The organism is Lentzea sp. NPDC036949, assembly GCF_055608075.1.
This window is the reverse complement of the sequence record NZ_JBVJRA010000013.1, coordinates 209,409-226,133: the sequence shown is the minus strand read 5'-3', so window position 1 is coordinate 226,133 and position 16,725 is coordinate 209,409. Positions and strand designations below refer to the sequence as shown.

At 69.6% G+C, this 16,725-nt stretch carries 12 protein-coding genes; 3 read left to right on the top strand and 9 right to left on the bottom strand.

All coding sequences use genetic code 11. The features are described 5' to 3' along the window. Window position 1: 1 nt before the first annotated feature. A complete protein-coding gene (locus ACZ7CD_RS31770; RefSeq protein WP_360399586.1) occupies window positions 2-727 on the bottom strand; it encodes a TIGR03936 family radical SAM-associated protein in 726 nt (241 codons plus the stop codon). A 206-nt stretch (window positions 728-933) separates the two neighbouring features. Here ACZ7CD_RS31770 and ACZ7CD_RS31765 point away from each other — a divergent pair, with 206 nt between their 5' ends. Then, a complete protein-coding gene (locus ACZ7CD_RS31765) occupies window positions 934-2,349 on the top strand; it encodes a S8 family peptidase (protein WP_470380334.1) in 1,416 nt (471 codons plus the stop codon). A gap of 90 nt (window positions 2,350-2,439) precedes the next feature. Here the strand turns inward: ACZ7CD_RS31765 and ACZ7CD_RS31760 are convergent, their stop codons facing one another. From ACZ7CD_RS31760 to ACZ7CD_RS31745, 4 genes are read right to left on the bottom strand one after another with little or no spacing between them, the layout of a single operon-like run. Then, window positions 2,440-4,404: a TIGR03960 family B12-binding radical SAM protein gene (locus tag ACZ7CD_RS31760; RefSeq protein ID WP_360399376.1), complete on the bottom strand. Its 1,965-nt coding sequence runs from the start codon at window positions 4,402-4,404 to the stop codon at window positions 2,440-2,442. A gap of 52 nt (window positions 4,405-4,456) precedes the next feature. Next, window positions 4,457-5,299, bottom strand: coding sequence for an ABC transporter permease (locus ACZ7CD_RS31755; protein WP_360399379.1), 843 nt, complete (start codon window positions 5,297-5,299; stop codon window positions 4,457-4,459). A 1-nt stretch (window position 5,300) separates the two neighbouring features. Beyond that, window positions 5,301-6,074 carry an ABC transporter permease gene (locus ACZ7CD_RS31750; RefSeq protein WP_360399382.1) on the bottom strand — a complete coding sequence of 258 codons (774 nt, stop codon included), beginning with the start codon at window positions 6,072-6,074 and terminating at the stop codon, window positions 5,301-5,303. Further along, window positions 6,074-6,988, bottom strand: a complete 915-nt coding sequence (locus ACZ7CD_RS31745) for an ABC transporter ATP-binding protein (RefSeq protein ID WP_470376024.1) — start codon at window positions 6,986-6,988, stop codon at window positions 6,074-6,076. Before ACZ7CD_RS31745 ends, ACZ7CD_RS31750 begins: the two co-directional genes overlap by 1 nt. Window positions 6,989-7,043: 55 nt before the next feature. On the opposite strand from ACZ7CD_RS31745, the gene ACZ7CD_RS31740 reads away from it, so the two are divergent. Then, entirely contained in the window at window positions 7,044-7,640 is a 597-nt protein-coding gene (locus tag ACZ7CD_RS31740) for a GNAT family N-acetyltransferase (protein WP_470380333.1), read from the top strand. Window positions 7,641-7,918: 278 nt separating this feature from the next. Here the strand turns inward: ACZ7CD_RS31740 and ndk are convergent, their stop codons facing one another. Further along, entirely contained in the window at window positions 7,919-8,329 is a 411-nt protein-coding gene (gene ndk / locus ACZ7CD_RS31735) for a nucleoside-diphosphate kinase (RefSeq protein WP_053735616.1), read from the bottom strand. A 108-nt stretch (window positions 8,330-8,437) separates the two neighbouring features. On the opposite strand from ndk, the gene ACZ7CD_RS31730 reads away from it, so the two are divergent. After that, window positions 8,438-9,055 carry a hypothetical protein gene (locus tag ACZ7CD_RS31730; RefSeq protein ID WP_470372173.1) on the top strand — a complete coding sequence of 206 codons (618 nt, stop codon included), beginning with the start codon at window positions 8,438-8,440 and terminating at the stop codon, window positions 9,053-9,055. 200 nt (window positions 9,056-9,255) lie between these two features. Here the strand turns inward: ACZ7CD_RS31730 and ACZ7CD_RS31725 are convergent, their stop codons facing one another. Genes ACZ7CD_RS31725 through pulA form a run of 3 tightly spaced genes read right to left on the bottom strand, consistent with a single transcriptional unit; the run spans window position 9,256 to window position 16,673 of the window. Then, window positions 9,256-10,698, bottom strand: a complete 1,443-nt coding sequence (locus tag ACZ7CD_RS31725; RefSeq protein ID WP_470380332.1) for a DHA2 family efflux MFS transporter permease subunit — start codon at window positions 10,696-10,698, stop codon at window positions 9,256-9,258. A gap of 40 nt (window positions 10,699-10,738) precedes the next feature. Continuing rightward, window positions 10,739-11,221 carry a MarR family winged helix-turn-helix transcriptional regulator gene (locus ACZ7CD_RS31720; protein ID WP_458433933.1) on the bottom strand — a complete coding sequence of 161 codons (483 nt, stop codon included), beginning with the start codon at window positions 11,219-11,221 and terminating at the stop codon, window positions 10,739-10,741. Window positions 11,222-11,270: 49 nt separating this feature from the next. After that, complete coding sequence (gene pulA, locus ACZ7CD_RS31715) at window positions 11,271-16,673, bottom strand: pullulanase-type alpha-1,6-glucosidase (RefSeq protein WP_470380331.1); 5,403 nt, start codon at window positions 16,671-16,673, stop codon at window positions 11,271-11,273. Window positions 16,674-16,725 lie beyond the last annotated feature (52 nt).

Sequence of the window (16,725 nt, the reverse complement as noted above, 5' to 3'; positions counted from 1 at the left end):
GTCAGGACTCTCTGTCCTGCTGGAGCGGGTCCGCCAGCCTGCCTTCGTCGTCGAGCCGTCCCTGCGCCATCCGGATTGCTCTCGCAGGAACCGGTGGCACGAGATCGGCGACGACACGAAGCGCATTCAGCACGTCGTCGGGTCGGACGGTAGGCGTTACCTGCCGAACGACCGTCATGAGTATCCCACACGGTGGTGACATTGCGGCGTCATCGTGTCCGGCGTCGCTCGAACGTGGCCCGACCTGTGCCGACACGACCGCGGGCCGGACGTCGACCGTCTTCACGCCGTTCTTCGTGAGCCGCTCGACCTCCACCCGTTCGGCGGAGAGCAGGAGCTCGACCGCCTTCGCGAGCTCAGCGGGGTCGACGCCGTCGAGCTCGATCCGCCATTCGCTCGCGTCGATCCGCTCGGTGAGGTTGCCCCCGCGGGCCTGCACGACCTCGACCACGTCGATGCCGGGTGGCAGCGCCGCGTCGAGGGCGAGCTTCAGCGCCGCCGGGTCGACCTGCTCGACCACGGACACCTCGACGTACTCCGCCTCGCTGGCGACGCCGGTCGGCGCCGCGCCGACCCACGACACCTTCGGGTGAGGGCTGAAGCCCTGCGAGTACGCCATGGGTACGCCGGCCCTGCGCAGTGCTCGTTCGAACGTACGAGCGATGTCGCGGTGCGACGTGAAGCGCAGCCTCCCCCGCTTGGTGTAGCGGAGGCGCAGTTTCTGCACGGCTGCTGCCGACGGGTTGTTGGGCTGGTGGCGGCTCAGTGGTGCTCCCCACGGGTGGGCCTGACGGGTGAGCGGTCCCATCGGCGCAGGCTGTTCGTCCAGTAGGACGGTACCGTGAACTTGATTCAGGACGTTCAGCTTGTCTAGATCGTTGCGCGTGGTTACGGTCCGGCTGACCGGACGCCCCGCCAACCTGGAGGTCCCTGGTGCCTCTGCTCCACCGCGCACGGGCGGCTGCGGTGACCACCGCGCTGCTCGCCGCAGGACTGGTGGCGTCCACGCCCGCCGGCGCCGAGCCGGTGCTCACCAGCTGCACCCAGCCGGGTCCGCTGCTGCGCTACCTCGTGGTGTTCCCGCAGCTCACGACCCCTGCTACGGCGCAGTCGGAAATTGCTGGGGCGTGTGGCACCACCACCGTGTACTACCCGGAGATCGCGGTCGCCGTGGCCACGTCACCGGACCCGTCGTTCCTCCGGCTGATCGGCCCGCAGCGCGCCTACAGCGCCCAGGCCGAGGGTGCCTCCAAGCGCACGGTGAAGCGCAAGAAGGACGACACCGAGCTGCTGCAGCCCGCCGGCGCCCGGTCGAGCGAGCAGTGGGACATGGATCTCATCAACGCCCCGGCGGCGCACTCGATCACGACCGGTTCGCGGTCCGTGGTGGTCGGGGTGCTCGACTCGGGCGTCGCCCGGCACCCCGATCTGGCCGCGGCGCTGGCACCGGAACTGTCCGCGGGCTGCCTGACCGGCAAGCCCGACCCCTCCCCCGCGGCTTGGGCACCGACCACGTCGGCACACGGCACGCACGTCGCCGGCACGATCGCGGCGGCCAACGACGGCCGCGGCATCACGGGCGTGGCGCCCGGCGTGCGCATCGCGTCCGTGAAGGTCGTCGACGACGACGGGTTCATCTACCCCGAGTACGCGGTGTGCGGCTTCATGTGGGCCGCCGCGCAGGGCATGACCATCACGAACAACAGCTACTTCATCGACCCGTACCTGTTCACGTGCCAGAACGCGCCGGGTCAGCGGGTCGTCTACGAGGCCGTGCGGCGTGCCGTGGACCACGCGACCTCGCGCAACGTGCTGACCGTCGCCGCCGCGGGCAACAACGCCGCCGACCTGTCGCGGCCGGGCCGTGACTCGGTGTCACCGACGAACGGCGAGGCGCAGACCCGGCCCGTGGACCCGTCGTGCGTGGTGCTGCCGGCGCAGCTGAAGAACGTCGTCGGCGTGTCAGCGGTGGACGCGACCAAGACCAAGTCCTCGTACAGCTCGTACGGCCTGGGGGCGATCGACGTGACGGCGCCCGGTGGCGACTCGCGGTCCCCCGGCGGGTGCGTGCTGTCGACGGTGCCGTCCGGCTACGACTACTCGTGCGGCACGTCGATGGCGGCGCCGCACGCGGCCGGGGTGGCGGCGCTGATCGCCTCGACGCACCCGGAGGCCGACGCGCTGCAGCTGGGCCGGATGCTGAACGTGCAGGCCACGACGCTGGCGTGCCCTGCGGACTACGACCTGTACGGGACCGGGGTGCAGGACGCGTTCTGCACCGGGTACTCGGAGTACAACTCGTTCTACGGGCACGGTCTGGTGGACGCGCTGGCCGCCGTCACGAGGTGACGTCGCAGGCCACGGACGGTCCCGTTTCCGCACTGAACGACGCCCCCGCTACTTCGAGCAGCAGGGGCGTCGTTCAGGACACGGGGTCGTTCACTTCGAGGTGAGCGCCGGGTTCTTCACCGGCGAACCGACGCCGACCGGGGAGATCGGCAGCAGTTTGCGGCCCGTCGGGCCGACCTCGATGTCGGTGCCCATCGCGGGGCACACGCCGCAGTCGAAGCACGGGGTCCAGCGGCAGTCGTCCTGCTCGCGCTCGTCGAGCGCGTCCTGCCAGTCGGCCCAGAGCCACTCCTTGTCGAGGCCCGAGTCGAGGTGGTCCCAGGGCAGGACCTCCAGCTCCTCGCGCTCGCGGGTGGTGAACCAGGCGAGGTCGACGCCGAGCGGCTCCAGCTCGCGCGCGGCCATCGTGGTCCAGCGCTCGTAGGAGAAGTGCTCGCTCCAGCCGTCGAACCGGCCGCCGTCGCGCCACACCGCCTCGATGACCTTGCCGATGCGGCGGTCACCGCGGCTGAGCAGGCCTTCGATGAGGCTGGGCTTGCCGTCGTGGTAGCGCATGCCGATGTTGCGGCCGAGGCTGCGGTCGGCGTTGACGGCCTCGCGGAGCTTGCGCAGCCGGTCGTCCACGACGTCCGGGTCGCACTGCGGGGCCCACTGGAACGGCGTGTGCGGCTTGGGCACGAACCCGCCGATCGAGATGGTGCAGCGGACGTCGTTGCGGCCACTGGCCTGGCGGCCGGCGCGGATGACGTTCTTGGCCATCTCGGCGATCTGCAGGACGTCCTCGTCCTCCTCGGTGGGCAGGCCGCACATGAAGTACAGCTTCACCTGCCGCCAGCCGTTGGAGAACGCCGCGGACACCGTTCTGATGAGGTCCTCTTCGGACACCATCTTGTTGATGACGCGCCGCATCCGCTCGCTGCCGCCCTCGGGCGCGAAGGTGAGGCCCGAGCGACGTCCGTTGCGGGACAGCTCGTTCGCGAGGTCGATGTTGAACGCGTCGACGCGGGTGCTCGGCAGGCTCAGGCCCGTGTTGGTGCCCTCGTAGCGGTCGGCGAGGCCCTTGGTGATCTCGGCGATCTCGCTGTGGTCCGCACTGGACAGCGACAGCAGGCCGACCTCTTCGAAACCGGTCGCCTCCAGGCCCTTCTGGACCATGGCGCCGATGCCCTCGATGGACCGCTCGCGCACCGGGCGGGTGATCATGCCGGCCTGGCAGAAGCGGCAGCCGCGGGTGCAGCCGCGGAAGATCTCGACGCTCATCCGCTCGTGGACGCTCTCGGCGAGCGGCACCAGCGGCTGCTTCGGATACGGCCACGCGTCGAGGTCCATCGTGGTCCGCTTGAAGACGCGGTACGGCACCCGGTCGCGGTTGGGCACCACGCGCTGGATGCGGCCGTCCGGCAGGTACTCCACGTCGTAGAACCGCGGGATGTAGACGCCGCCGGTCTCGGCCAGGCGGGTCAGCACCTCGTCGCGGCCACCGGGGCGGCCCTCGGCCTTCCAGTTCTTGACGATCTCGGTGATCTCGAGGACGGCTTCCTCACCGTCGCCCAGCACCGCCGCGTCGACGAAGTCCGCGATCGGTTCCGGGTTGAACGCCGCGTGCCCACCGGCGACCACGATCGGGTCGTCCTCGGTGCGGTCGGCGGCGTGCAGCGGGACGCCCGCGAGGTCCAGCGCCGTGAGCATGTTCGTGTAGCCCAGCTCCGTGGCGAAGCTGATGCCCATCAGGTCGAACGCCTTCAGCGGCCGGTGCCCGTCGACCGTGAACTGCGGCACCCCGTGCTCGCGCATCAGCGCTTCGAGGTCCGGCCACACGGCGTACGTGCGCTCGGCGAGCACGTCCGGGAGCTCGTTGAGGATCTCGTAGAGGATCATGACGCCCTGGTTGGGCAGCCCGACCTCGTACGCGTCCGGGTACATCAACGCCCAGCGCACGGACGCCTCGTCCCAGTCCTTGACGGTCGCGTTGAGCTCCCCGCCGACGTACTGCACCGGCTTGGAGATCCGCGGCAGCAGGGGCTCCAACCTGGGGAAAACAGACTCGGCACTCACGCGACCAGAGTAACCGCCCCCACGTTGACGGCCGAATCGCCTGCCGCACCGCTCAGTCCAGCAGCAGTTTGCCGAGCCGCCGCGCCGCCACCACCGTGCCCACCGCGGCCATCACCGCGAAGTACGCGAGGTGGCCGAGCATCCCCCAGCCCACGACGCCCAGCGTGAGGCCGCGCATCAGCTCGATCGCGTGGTAGAGCGGGGTCCACGAGACCACGACCCGCACCCAGCCGGGGTAGACCGACAGCGGGTAGAACGTGGTCGAGAACAGGAACAGCGGCAGCACGGCCAGCTGCACCAGGTCGAAGTCCTGCCACGAGCGCATGAACGTCGTCGCCGCCATGCCCACCGCCGCGAACGCGAACGCGACCAGCAACGCCACCGGCAGCGCGAGCAACGCCCACGGCGACGCGATCAGACCCATGCCGAGCATCACGGCGAGGAACCCGGCCGAGTACAGGCCGCCGCGCAGCAACGCCCAGGCGATCTCGCCGATCGCGATGTCCATCGGCCCCATCGGCGTGGCCAGCATCGCGTCGTAGAGCTTCAGGTACTTGAACTTGAAGAACACGTTGAACGTGGCGTCGTACACGGCCCCGTTCATCGCGCTGGCCGCCAGCAGCGCCGGCGCCACGAACGCCGCGTAGCCGACCGGCTGCCCGTCCGGCCCGGTGACGGCCGTGACCATCTGGCCGAACCCGAGCCCGAGCGACCACAGGAACAGCATCGGCTCGAAGGCACCGCCGACCAGCACGAACCACGCGCGCCGGTTGACGACGGCGGCCCGTTCGACGAGCACGCTCGCCTTCCCGCCGTAGAGCCCCGGCGGTACCACCCGCCACAGCAGCCCCACGCTGGCGGGCACGGCCCGTCGCCGGTCGAGGGTCCCGGTCATCTCACACCGCCAGCCTGCGTCGGAAGTACCTGACGCCGAGCGCGAGCCCGGCCGCCGCCAGCACCGCGAGGTAAGCGACGTGCCCGAGCGCGGGCAGCACCCCGAGCGTGCCGAACGCCGCTCCCCTGGCCAGCTCGATGCCGTGCCACGCGGGCGTCAGCCACACCACCGGCAGCAGCCACTCCGGCAGTTGGGCGACAGGGAAGAACGCGCCGGTGAACAGGGTCATCGGCATCAGCACGAACCGGAAGACCGTCGTGAAGCTGTCCGGTTTGTCCAGCCGCGCGCTGTAGGCGATGAGCGGCGCGCTGAACGCGAGCCCCGCCAGCGCCCCGAACGGGACCGCCCACAGGATTCCCGGTCCGGCCGCCGCTCCGAGCGCCGCGGCGATGACGACGAACACCGCGGACCGCGCCACGAGCTGGGTGCCGATCCACATGACCTGCCCGTACAGCACCTGAGCGGGCGTGATCGGGGTGGCCACCATGCCGATGTACGTCTTCTGCCACAGGAACGCCGACATGATCGCGTACGTCGACTCGAACGTGGCGCCCTGCAACGCCGTGACGACGACCAGCGCGGGCGCGAGGTACTGCAGGTACGGCACGCCGCCGAGCAGCTCGGTCGACCGCACCTGCGACCCGAACCCGAACCCGAGCGCCAGCAGGAACAGCACGGGCGTGAGGAAGCTCGACACGACCGTGGCCCGCCAGTTGCGCCGGTACCACGTCCAGTGCTTCTCGAACCCGTACCAGGAGGCCCGCAACGTCCGCATCAGTCCACCAACGTCCGGCCGGTGAGCCGGAGGAACACGTCCTCCAGCGAACTGCGCCGCACCAGGCTGGACACCGGCTGCACCCCGTTGTCGTGCACGGCTTGCAGCGCCCGCTCACCGTCCTGCGCGTACAGCAGCAACCGGTCCGGCAGCACCTCGACCCGCTCCGCGAACCGCCCGAGGTCCGGTTTCTCCGCACCGGGCCGGAACCGCAGCTCCAGCACCTCCCGCGTGGAGTAGCGGCTGATCAGCTCCGCGGGCGATCCCTCGGCCGCGATCCGCCCGCCGTCCATGACCACGAGCCGGTCGCACAGCTGCTCGGCCTCGTCCATGTAGTGCGTGGTGATGATGAGCGTGACGCCTTCTTGCTTGAGCCGGAACAGCCTGTCCCACAACAGGTGCCGCGCCTGCGGGTCGAGCCCCGTGGTCGGTTCGTCGAGCAGCAGCAGCTCCGGGTCGTTGACCAACGACCGCGCGATCGTGAGCCTGCGCTTCATCCCACCCGACAACGGCTCCACCTCGTGGTCCGCGCGGTCGGCGAGCTGGGCGAACTCCAGCAGCTCGGTGGCCTTCTCCCGGCACCGCTGCCGCGACATCCCGAAGTACCTGCCGTAGACCTGGAGGTTCTGCCGGACCGTGAGCTCCGTGTCGAGGTTGTCGAGCTGCGGCACCACCCCGAGCCGCGCGCGGATCCTCGGCCCGTCCACGTCCGGGTCCAGGCCGAGCACCTTCAGGTCCCCACCGGTCCGCCCGGACACGCACGAGATCATCCGCATGGTCGACGACTTGCCCGCCCCGTTCGGCCCCAGGAACCCGAACGCCTCCCCCTTGCGCACCTCGACGTCGATGCCGCGCACGGCCTCGAACGCCCCGAAGTGCTTGGTGAGCGCCTTGGCCTCGACGAGGTTCTCCACCCGCCCGACGTTAGCCAAGGGGTCTGACAATTCTCGACGCATTTACGATCGCCCCATGCCGGAGATCGAACTGCGGTGGCCGCACGAGGCAAACCCCCGGCTGCGCGCCGAGATCCACACCGTCGTGCACGACGTGGTCGCTGCCGGCGGCGCCGTCGGCTACCACTCGCCGCCGGGTCCGGACCGGCTCTCGGCGTGGCTGGACGGCGTTCTGGAACAGGTCCGCGACGGCGACGCCGCGTTCGTGACCGCCGTGGTCGACGGCGTGGTGCGCGCCGTCGGGTTGTGGCGGCGCGGGGGCACCGCCGTGTTCCAGCACCGCTGCGAGGTTCAACAGGTCATGGCCCACCCAGCCGCGCGTGGGCTCGGGCTGGGGCGGCTGGTGGTGCAGGGCTTGGTGGACAGCGCGCGGGCGGCCGGGTTCGAGATCGCCATGCTCGGCGTGCGCGGCAACAACCACGGGGCGATCGAGCTGTACGAGCAGCTCGGGTTCCGCGAATGCGGGCGGATGCCCAACGCGATCGCCGTCGGGGCGGACCGCTGGGACGACGTGTGGATGTACCTGCCGCTCAGTCATCCCGAGGGGACGCGGTTGAACGGCTCTTCGCCGGGTGGGCTGGGGTCAAGCCCTCGGCGGGGAGCTGGGTTTTGATCGAGCCGAAGGCGAGGCGTTTCGAGCTCTTCCTCGGGCTTTGGCGGTGGTGGCTTCCCCGTCGAGCGCTCCGATGGTCCTGCCGGGCCTGAGAGGGGATGTCGAGCGCAAGGACACGCTCCCGCAGGCGTCCCCTCAGAAACAGGACCCCCTGATCAACCCGACTGTACTCAGCGGGTCTGACAACCAGGGGGTCCGACGAACTCAGACGGCTCAGACGCTCAAGCGCCCAAGCTCAACGCGCTCAGCTCACCGCTTCACGCAGAATCCCTGCAACCTCAGAGGTTCGGGAACCAGATCTTGATCTCGCGCTCCGCCGACTCCGCCGAGTCCGAGCCGTGCACGAGGTTGTACTGCACCTCGGTGCCGAAGTCGCCGCGGATCGTGCCGGGCGTGGCCTTCTCGACGGGGTCGGTTCCGCCGGCGAGCTGGCGGAACGCCGGGATGGCGCGGACGCCCTCGACGACGAGCGCGACCAGCGGGCCGCCGGTGATGAAGTCGACGAGGTCGTTGTAGAACGGCTTGCCGTCGTGCTCCGCGTAGTGCTGCTCGGCGGTAGCACGGTCAGCCGTGCGGAGCTCCAGCGCGGCGAGCTTGAGGCCCTTGCGCTCGATGCGGGCGATCACCTCGCCGACCAGACCACGCTCGACGCCATCGGGCTTGACCAGAACCAGGGTGCGCTCGGACACGACGGTGTGACTCCTCGAAAACAGGTACGGGATGTCCGCACAGGGTAGCCGCGCCCGCGCGGTGCACGTCGGGAGGGCTGTGACCGGCGATACGCCATAGTTCTGCGGGTGGATGCAAAGCACACCGGGTCCGCGGTGACCGGCGCCGCCGTTCTGTTCGTCCTGCTCAGGCTGCTGGCCGTGTCGCACTATGATTGGCACACGGCGTTCGCGCTGCTGCACACGCTGGAACTGGATGACGCGCCAGGGTTGTTCCTCGGCACGTTCATGGCGGACGACCGGATCAGCACGGTGTTGCTGATGGTGGTCACGCCGGCGACCTTCTTCTTCTACCTCCGCACGCGCAAGGACCCCGAGCGGGCGAACACGACGGCGTTGCTCACGTTGATCGTGCTCGTGGCGCTGATGGTGTCGCACACGCTCACGTACCACCGGTGGTGGATGCCGCTCGGCGCGGTCGCGCTGGGGGTGGGGTTCGTGCTGGTCATCAGGAACGCGCGGTGGTTGCTGCACTGGTTCGCGTGGCTCCTGGCCGGGACGGCGCTCGCGGTGGCGGCGGTCGTCAGCACGCCGTGGGTGCCGAAGGAGCGGATCAACGACTCCGAGGACGTCTACGTGTTCGAGACGAGCCCCGGCTACCTCAAGGTGCTCAAGGCGCAGGACCGCGAGTTCGCGATCCTGCGCTCCGAGGACGTCACCAAGCGGGTGGAACTCGCGGACCACTGACTCCGGGTGGCGTCAGCTCTGGTGAACCAGCCGCTCGGGGGCCGCACCGGTGCTGAGCACGCTCGCGCCAGCTTGCCGTCCTCGGCCTGCTTGTCCAGGTACACGAGCATCGGCAATGCGATCACCTCGCAAACGATCCGCGGTTCTGAAACGAAACGGGCGGTGAGTGGCACGCGCCGCCACCCACCGCCCGCTCCCCCTCAGTGCACGAGCACCGGCTGGGCGTCGCGGGACACCGCGACCTGCCGGAGCACGAACACCGCCAGTGCCAGCGCGACCGCCACCAGGCCGGCGCTGATCCAGAACGCCAGGTGGAAGCCCGACGTCAGCGCCTCCAGCCGGCCGACGCCGGACGCCAGCAGCGACGACGTGTACGTGGTCGAGGTGGTGGCGAGGACGGCGAGGCCCAGTGCGCCGCCGACCTGGGCGGTGGTGTTCACCAGGCCGGAGGCGAGGCCCGCCTCGTCGTGGGCGGCGCCGGACATGGCCAGCGTCATCAGCGACGGGAACGACAGGCCCATGCCGATGCCGACCGGTGCGACCGCGGGCAGGATGTCGGCCACGTACGAGCCGTCGACCGGCACCTGCGTGAAGACGACCATGCCCACCAGCATCAGGACCAGGCCGAGGATCAGCATGTTGCGCTCGCCGAACCGGGTGTTCAGGCGGGCCGAGAGCGACACCGAGAACACCGCGATGGCAACGGCGACGGGCATGAAGGCCAGGCCGATCTGCAACGGCGTGTACGCCAGCACGAGCTGCATGTAGAGGGTGCCGAGGAAGAACAGGCCGAACATGCCCGCGACCATCGAGATCTGCACGAGGTTCGCGCCCGTCACGTTCCGGGAGCGGAACACGCGCAGCGGCAGCAACGGCTTGGTGGCGTGTCGTTGGCGCAGGACGAACGCCACCAGCAACGCCACCGCCACGGCGCCGAGGGCCAGGGTGTGCACCGAGCCGAAGCCGTAGTGCTCGGCCTTGACGATCGTGTAGACGCCCAGCATCACCGCGGCGACGATCAGCAGCGCGCCCAGCACGTCCGCGCCCTCGCGCAGGCCCAGGCCGGGTGAGTCGGGCACCAGGCGCACGGCGGCAAGGGCGGCCACGATGCCGATCGGGATGTTCACGAAGAAGATCCAGTGCCACGACATGGTGTCCGTGAGCACGCCGCCGAGCAGCAGGCCGATGGACGCGCCCGCTGCTGCGACGAAGCTGAACACGCCGATGGCGCGCCTCTGCTCGTCGGGCTTCGGGAACATCGTCACGACCATGCCCAGCGTCACGGACGTGGCCAGCGCGCCGCCAGCGCCCTGCACGAACCGCGCCACGACGAGCATCTCGGAGCTGATCGACAGGCCGCACAGCAGCGAGGCGGCGGTGAACACGCCGAGGCCGATCAGGAACACCCTCTTGTGCCCGACCAGGTCGCCGAGGCGGCCGGCGAGCAGCAGCAGACCGCCGTAGGCGATCAGGTACGCGTTCACGACCCAGGCGAGGCCCGCCTGGCCGAACTTCAGGTCCTCGTCGATCGCGGGCAGCGCGACGTTCACGATCGTCTGGTCCAGCACGATCATCAACATCCCCGCGCACAGCACGATCAGCGCCGGCCAGCGCGAATCCGTCTTCGGTCCCCCTGTTGTCATAAGAGGAACCGTAGCAGATAGTTTTTTACGGGACTATCTGTTACCCGATCGCCTGGCGCAGCGCCCTCTTGCGCGGGGGCTTCTCACAGGGGACGACGGCACCGAGACGACCCTCGACCAGCCTGGTCAGGCCGTTGACGAGGCCGGACCGCTCGTCTTCCGGCAACGACAGCAGGACGCTGTTCACGACGTCCGCGTACACGTCGTCGGCCTGCTCCGAGATGGACCGGCCCCGTTCGGTTACGACGACGACGCGGGCACGGCGGTCCGTCGGGGACGGCCTGCGCTCGGCGAACCCCGCGGCCTCCAAGGCGTCCATCGTCACGACCATGGTCGTCTTGTCGATGCTGACGATGTCGGCGATCTCGGTCTGCGTGCGGTCCGCGTCGAGAGCGGTCGCCAGGACGCAGCGGGCCCGCGGAGTCAACCCGATCTCCGCGAGCCTCGCCGTCAGTTCGGTCTCCAGTGCGTGACCTGTGCGGTGCAACAGCATCATCAGGTCGGTACACCCCTTCGTGCCCATGAGCACTAAGGTACCAAACTATTTTGTTATAAACTGTTTTTCAGCGGTACTACCGCTCCAGCACCACGACCGACCGCGCGGCTCCCGCCTTCTTCTCGCTGGTCACCGGCTTCCAGTCACCCGGCGGCAGCGCGATGGCCTGGTCGTCCGGGTACGGGTTGATGACCACGAGCACGCCGCGCCGGGCCGGGTCCACGTCGGGTCCGACGGTGTCGTCGACGTGCATGACGACCACACCGGACCGCGCCGCCGGGAACGACACCTTCTGCTGCACCAGGTCGGCCGACCCGAGCGAGAACAGCGGTGAGGACTGCCGGATCCGCAGCAGCTCCAGCGTCGCGTCCAGCGCGGCCTTCATGTCCGCGGCCGCCGGCTTCGGCAGCGACAGCAACGGCTTCGCGTACGGCCACTTCGCCTCGTTGTCGGCCTTGGGCGGCAACCCGCGGCCGAAACCGTTGTCGCGCAACGACGGGTCGTACCGGTTGAACCAGTCACCGGAGTCGTAGCTGTTGCGGTCCAACGACTTCGAGCGCAGGAACTCGGTGCCCGCGTGCACGAACGGCCGCCCCTGCCCCAGCAACACCGGTGCCAGCGCCACCGTCTGCATCTTCACCCGGTCCGCCATCGACGTCTCGGGCTTCAGCTTGTACGTCAACGCGTCGAACAACGCCTCGTTGTCGTGCGCGTCCACGTACGTGATGGCCTCCAACGGCTGCCCGGTGTACCCGGCGGCGGTGCCGTTGTACTGCACGTCCCGGCCGGTGACGACCGGCCCGGCGGTGGATTGGAAGCGGTACGACGCCATGTTGCCGGCCATGCCGAGCTTCACCAGGTCGCTGTAGTTCTCCAGCCGTGCCGCGACGTTCCCGTTGGCGGGCGAGGAGTTCACGTCACCGGCCAGACCGGAGCCGAGGCCCTGCACGCGCGGGTCGTCGTCGAACGGCCCGCCGCCGCGCACCGCGTCGCGCAGCCGGTCGCTGAACGTGCCGATGCCCGTCCCTGCCATGTTCGCCTGCGTGGCCTGCTCGAACCGGGCGTTGCCCGCGACCTCGCCGAAGTCCCAGCCCTCGCCGTAGACGCCGATCTTGCGCCCGTCCACGCCGTCGCGCTCCACCGTCAACGCGTCCAGAGCGGCGCGCACGGCGAGGATGTTCGCCTTCGGGTGGTGGCCCATCAGGTCGAACCGGAACCCGTCCACCTTGTACGTGCGGGCCCACCGCACCACCGAGTCGACGACGAGCTTGCCCATCATGGCGTTCTCGGTCGCCGTGTTCGCGCAGCACGTGGAGTTCGCGACCGACCCGTCGAGGTTGAGCCGCTGGTAGTAGCCGGGCACGACCTTGTCGAGCACCGAGGTCGGTGCGTCGCCGAACGCCGCCGTGTGGTTGTAGACGACGTCCACGACCACGCGGTTGCCGTTGTCGTGCAACGACTTCACCATCTCGCGGTACTGCTTCGAGCGGGCCCAGCCGTTCTGCGCGTCCGCCGTGGCGTAAGAGCCCTCGGGAACGTCGTAGTGGAACGGGTCGTAGCCCCAGTTGAAGCCGTCACGGGCGGCCACCGCGCCCACGCAGGCCTGCTGCTGGTCCGAGTCCGCGGGCAGCGACGGCAGGTCGCACGCGGGCGTGGCCTGCTCGGAGCGCTTCTCGGGGATCGTCGCGATGTCGAACGTCGGCAGCAGGTGCACGGTGTCCATGCCCGCCGCGGCCAGCGTCCTGAGGTGCTTCATGCCGACCGAGTCACGGTGCGTGAACGCCTTGTACGTGCCGCGGTCGGCGGCCGGAACGGACTCGTCGCCGATCGAGAAGTCCCGCACGTGCAGCTCGGTGATCGCACCGACCATCCCGCGAGCGACGTCACGGGACCACCCGGCGGGCATGGTCCGGCTGTCCTCGAGGTCCGCGAACTGCGAGTGCGTCGAGTTCACCGACAGCGCCACGGAGTACGGGTCGGTGACCACGACCGTGCGCTGCCAGTTGGTGACCTCGAACTGGTAGTACCTGTTCTCCCAGTCGCCGGAACCGCTCCACGACCCCGAGGCGTCGTCGCGCTTGAGCTGCACGACCTTCCGCGGCTCACCGGAGGGCTGGTCGAACAGGCGCAGCTTCACGTTCTTCGCCGTCGGCGCCCACAGCCGGACCGATGCGCGGCCGTGGTCGAAGGTCGGCCCGAACGCCAGCTTCGTCGCGGCGGCGGCATAGCGGTCGTCCAGCACGCCCGCGATCTGCACGCCCGTCCGGTGCCGGATCGCACCGCCCGCATCGACGTGGACGGCGGAGAGCTTGTCCCGCAACGCTTCGTCGACGAACCCGCGCACCGCGAACACCGGCTTGCCCTTGAGGTGCGGGAGCCGCGCCGGCACCGCCTCGGTCGTGGGCGAGAGCCTCAGCACGCGCGAGCCGTGCTCCAGCCGGTAGCCGTCGGACTGCACGACCGGCACGTCCCACACGACCCTGTCGCGCGAGATCCAGATCGCCTTCGCCTTGGTCAGGTCGTCATCGGCGGCCGGACCGGCGTTCGGCGGCAGCAGGTAGGTCTCGTTCCCCTGCAACTGCCACACCTCGTTCCCCTTCTGCCCCAGGTCGAGGAACTGGTCGGGCCCGGGGTCCTTGGCGTCGCCGCGGTGGACGAGGTAGCTCAGCCCCGCGGCGCCCGCGGCGAGCGGCACCGACCAGTACACGCCGAACCGGTCCCGCCCGTCCGGCACCCGCGACTGGTTCCAGCCAGGTGACGGCTCCGCGGAGCCCGTCCAGTGGTACATCGTCCAGTCGGTGTAGTCGCCGTCCGGCCGGTTGTAGTGGATCACCGCCCGGTTCTCGGCCGCGGCCGGGGAAGCGTGCACCTCGCCGTTCGCCACCCACGCGTGACCGCTCGTGAACGTGCCGGACGCCTCCACGGTCGTCCCGCGCACCACCGAGAAGTCGGTGGTCGGCGGCAGTTCCGCGATCCCGTTCGAGAACGGCACGTCGGCACGTCCGGCCACGCGCACCACGGCACCCGTGGAGTCACCGACGTGGTGCACGACCGCCTTGCCGGTGGCCGCCTGCTCGGACGGGTGCACGGCCGGGTCGCCCTGCTTCAGCCACACCTCGGGCGTCACGCTCGGGTCGACGACCCGGTCGGCGTTCGTGTCCTTCTCGTCGCCCTTGTGCGCGATGATCCCGACGGACTTCGCGCCCGGCTTCAGCTTCACCCACGCGAACCGCCCGTAGGTGTCCTCGCCGGCGAACGGCAGCGGCGTGCTCCACTCGGTCGGCGTCTCGACGTCGCCCCAGACGTGCAGGCCCCAGCCGTCGTAGTCGCCGCGCGCGTAGTGCACGACCAGCCAGTCCGGGTTCTTCGTGCCGGGGTCCGGCAGCGGCGGTGCGGCCACGAGCGACACGAACGCGCCGTCCGCGCCGATCTCGCCGGACTTCGCGACCACCCGCAGCTCGACGCGCTTGCCCACGGCCGCACCCGGCAGCGCCGACAGGTCCGCGAACACCCGGTACGGCGCCGCGTCGTCGGTGCCCAGCACGGTCCAGTCGGACTTGCCCTCGACGCGAGCGGCGAAGGTGGCGGCCGCGTTGGCCGTGCCGATGCCGTCGGCACGCAGCTCGACCCGTTCGTCCAGCACGGTTCCGGCGGCCGGGGCGACCAGCACGGGCGCCGGCTTCGACTTGGCGACGTCGCTGGTGCCCTTGAGCACCAACGCCGACAGCGCGGGCACGGTCACCGTGACACGGCCGTTCTGGACCTGGGCGTTCTCGAACCCGGCCGAGGACACCGGCACGGTGACGGTCGCGGGCGCGGTACCGGCGTTCGCGACGACGAGGTGCTCACGAACGAGGATGCGGCTGAACGCGAACACGTCCCCGTCGGCGTACCGCAGCACCTGGTTGCCGTCCCGCCACACGGGGTCCTCGTCGACCTGCGCCGCGAGGGCCTTGAGCTGCTGGTACAGCGGGTGCGCGGTGTTGAAGTTGTCGACGGCGCCGGTGCGGTCCGAGCCGATCAGCTTCTCCGCCACGTACTCGGGCGTCTTCGAGGCGAACATGTCCTGGCGCGCCAGCTTGTCGCCACCCGTGCCCGCGAAGCCCTGCTCGTCGCCGTAGTAGACGACCGGGTTGCCGCGCCACAGGTACATCAGCCGGTTGCCGAGCTTGAGGCGCTCCAGCAGCTCGGCGTCGGTGATGCCGGGCCGGTCGTTGCGGATCATCCACGCGACCCGGCCCATGTCGTGGTTGCCCAGGAACGTCGGCAGCGACGAGGCGTTGGAGTCGACGTCGGTGTAGCGGTCGTCGTCGAGCAGCACCTCGCCGAGGCGCTGGGCGCCCTTGCCGGCCAGAAAGCTCACGGCGCTGCTCTGGAACGGGAAGTCCAGCGTGGCCTGCATCCGGCCCTCGGTCGTGTACTTCGAGGTGTTCTCCGGTGAGGAGTCGAAGACCTCGCCGAACACGAAGAAGTCCTTCTTGCCCTTGCGGTTCGCGTACTGCTTCACGTGCGGCGCGAGCGCCTGCCAGAACTCCAGGTTGACGTGCTTGACCGTGTCGACCCGGTAGCCGTCGATGTCGAGCGTGTCGATCCAGCTGGTGAAGATGTCCTTCATGCCGTTGACCACGCGCGGGTGCTCGGTCATCAGGTCGTCGAGCCCGGAGAAGTCGCCCTGCTCGCTCGACTCACCGGAGAACGTCGAGTCGCCGCGGTTGTGGTAGAGCGTGGAGTCGTTGAGCCACAACGGGAACTTCGTCGGGCCGTCCTTGACCGGCGTGTACGGGAACGACTTGGCCGCGTCCAGCTTCGGGAAGTCCTTCCGCCCCGCGTGGTCGGCGAGGTCGAACGGCTTGCCCGAAGCGTCCAGGTACGGCTGCGCACCCGTGGACACGTACGCGTTCTTGCCCTCGGCGTACTTGATCACGTCGGCGGTGTGGTTCGCGACGATGTCGAAGAACACCTTGATGCCACGCCGGTGCGCGTCGCGGATCAGCTCGCGCATCTCCTGCGTGGTGCCGAAGTGCGGGTCGAGCTTGGTGAAGTCGATGGTCCAGTAGCCGTGGTAGGCGGCGCTGTCGCCCTGCACCCAGCGGTTGAGGAACATCGGCGTCATCCAGATCGCCGTGATGCCCATGCCGTCGAGGTAGTCGAGCTTCTGGTGCAGGCCCTTGAGGTCACCACCATGGTAGAAGCCCTTGTCGGCCGGGTTGAACCCGTTCTCGGCACTGCTGCTGCGACCGCGGTCGTTGCGGGGGTCGCCGTTCGCGAACCGGTCCGGCATCACGAAGTAGAAGCGCTCACCCCGCAGGTCGTCCCGCTTGGGCGGCAAGGCGAGTTTCGAGTCACCGGCGCGCACACCGGGCGCGATATCCACCACCTCCCCCACGGCCAGGCGTTGCTCCGGTGGAGCGGCAACGGCCTGGACGGGTGTGAGAGGCAGTAGGACCAGTGCAGCGAGCGCGGCGACGACCCGACGCATCGCGACCTCCTTGTCGCAACTTCTTGCAGGGTTGCTGCACGAAACCACGAGA

Coding starts and splice junctions, on each gene's coding strand:
- pulA (WP_470380331.1), bottom strand. CDS start 16,673: ATGCGTCGGGTCGTCGCCGCGCTCGCTGCACTGGTCCTACTGCCTCTC.
- ACZ7CD_RS31720 (WP_458433933.1), bottom strand. CDS start 11,221: ATGGGCACGAAGGGGTGTACCGACCTGATGATGCTGTTGCACCGCACA.
- ACZ7CD_RS31755 (WP_360399379.1), bottom strand. CDS start 5,299: ATGACCGGGACCCTCGACCGGCGACGGGCCGTGCCCGCCAGCGTGGGG.
- ACZ7CD_RS31725 (WP_470380332.1), bottom strand. CDS start 10,698: ATGACAACAGGGGGACCGAAGACGGATTCGCGCTGGCCGGCGCTGATC.
- ACZ7CD_RS31740 (WP_470380333.1), top strand. CDS start 7,044: ATGCCGGAGATCGAACTGCGGTGGCCGCACGAGGCAAACCCCCGGCTG.
- ACZ7CD_RS31750 (WP_360399382.1), bottom strand. CDS start 6,074: ATGCGGACGTTGCGGGCCTCCTGGTACGGGTTCGAGAAGCACTGGACG.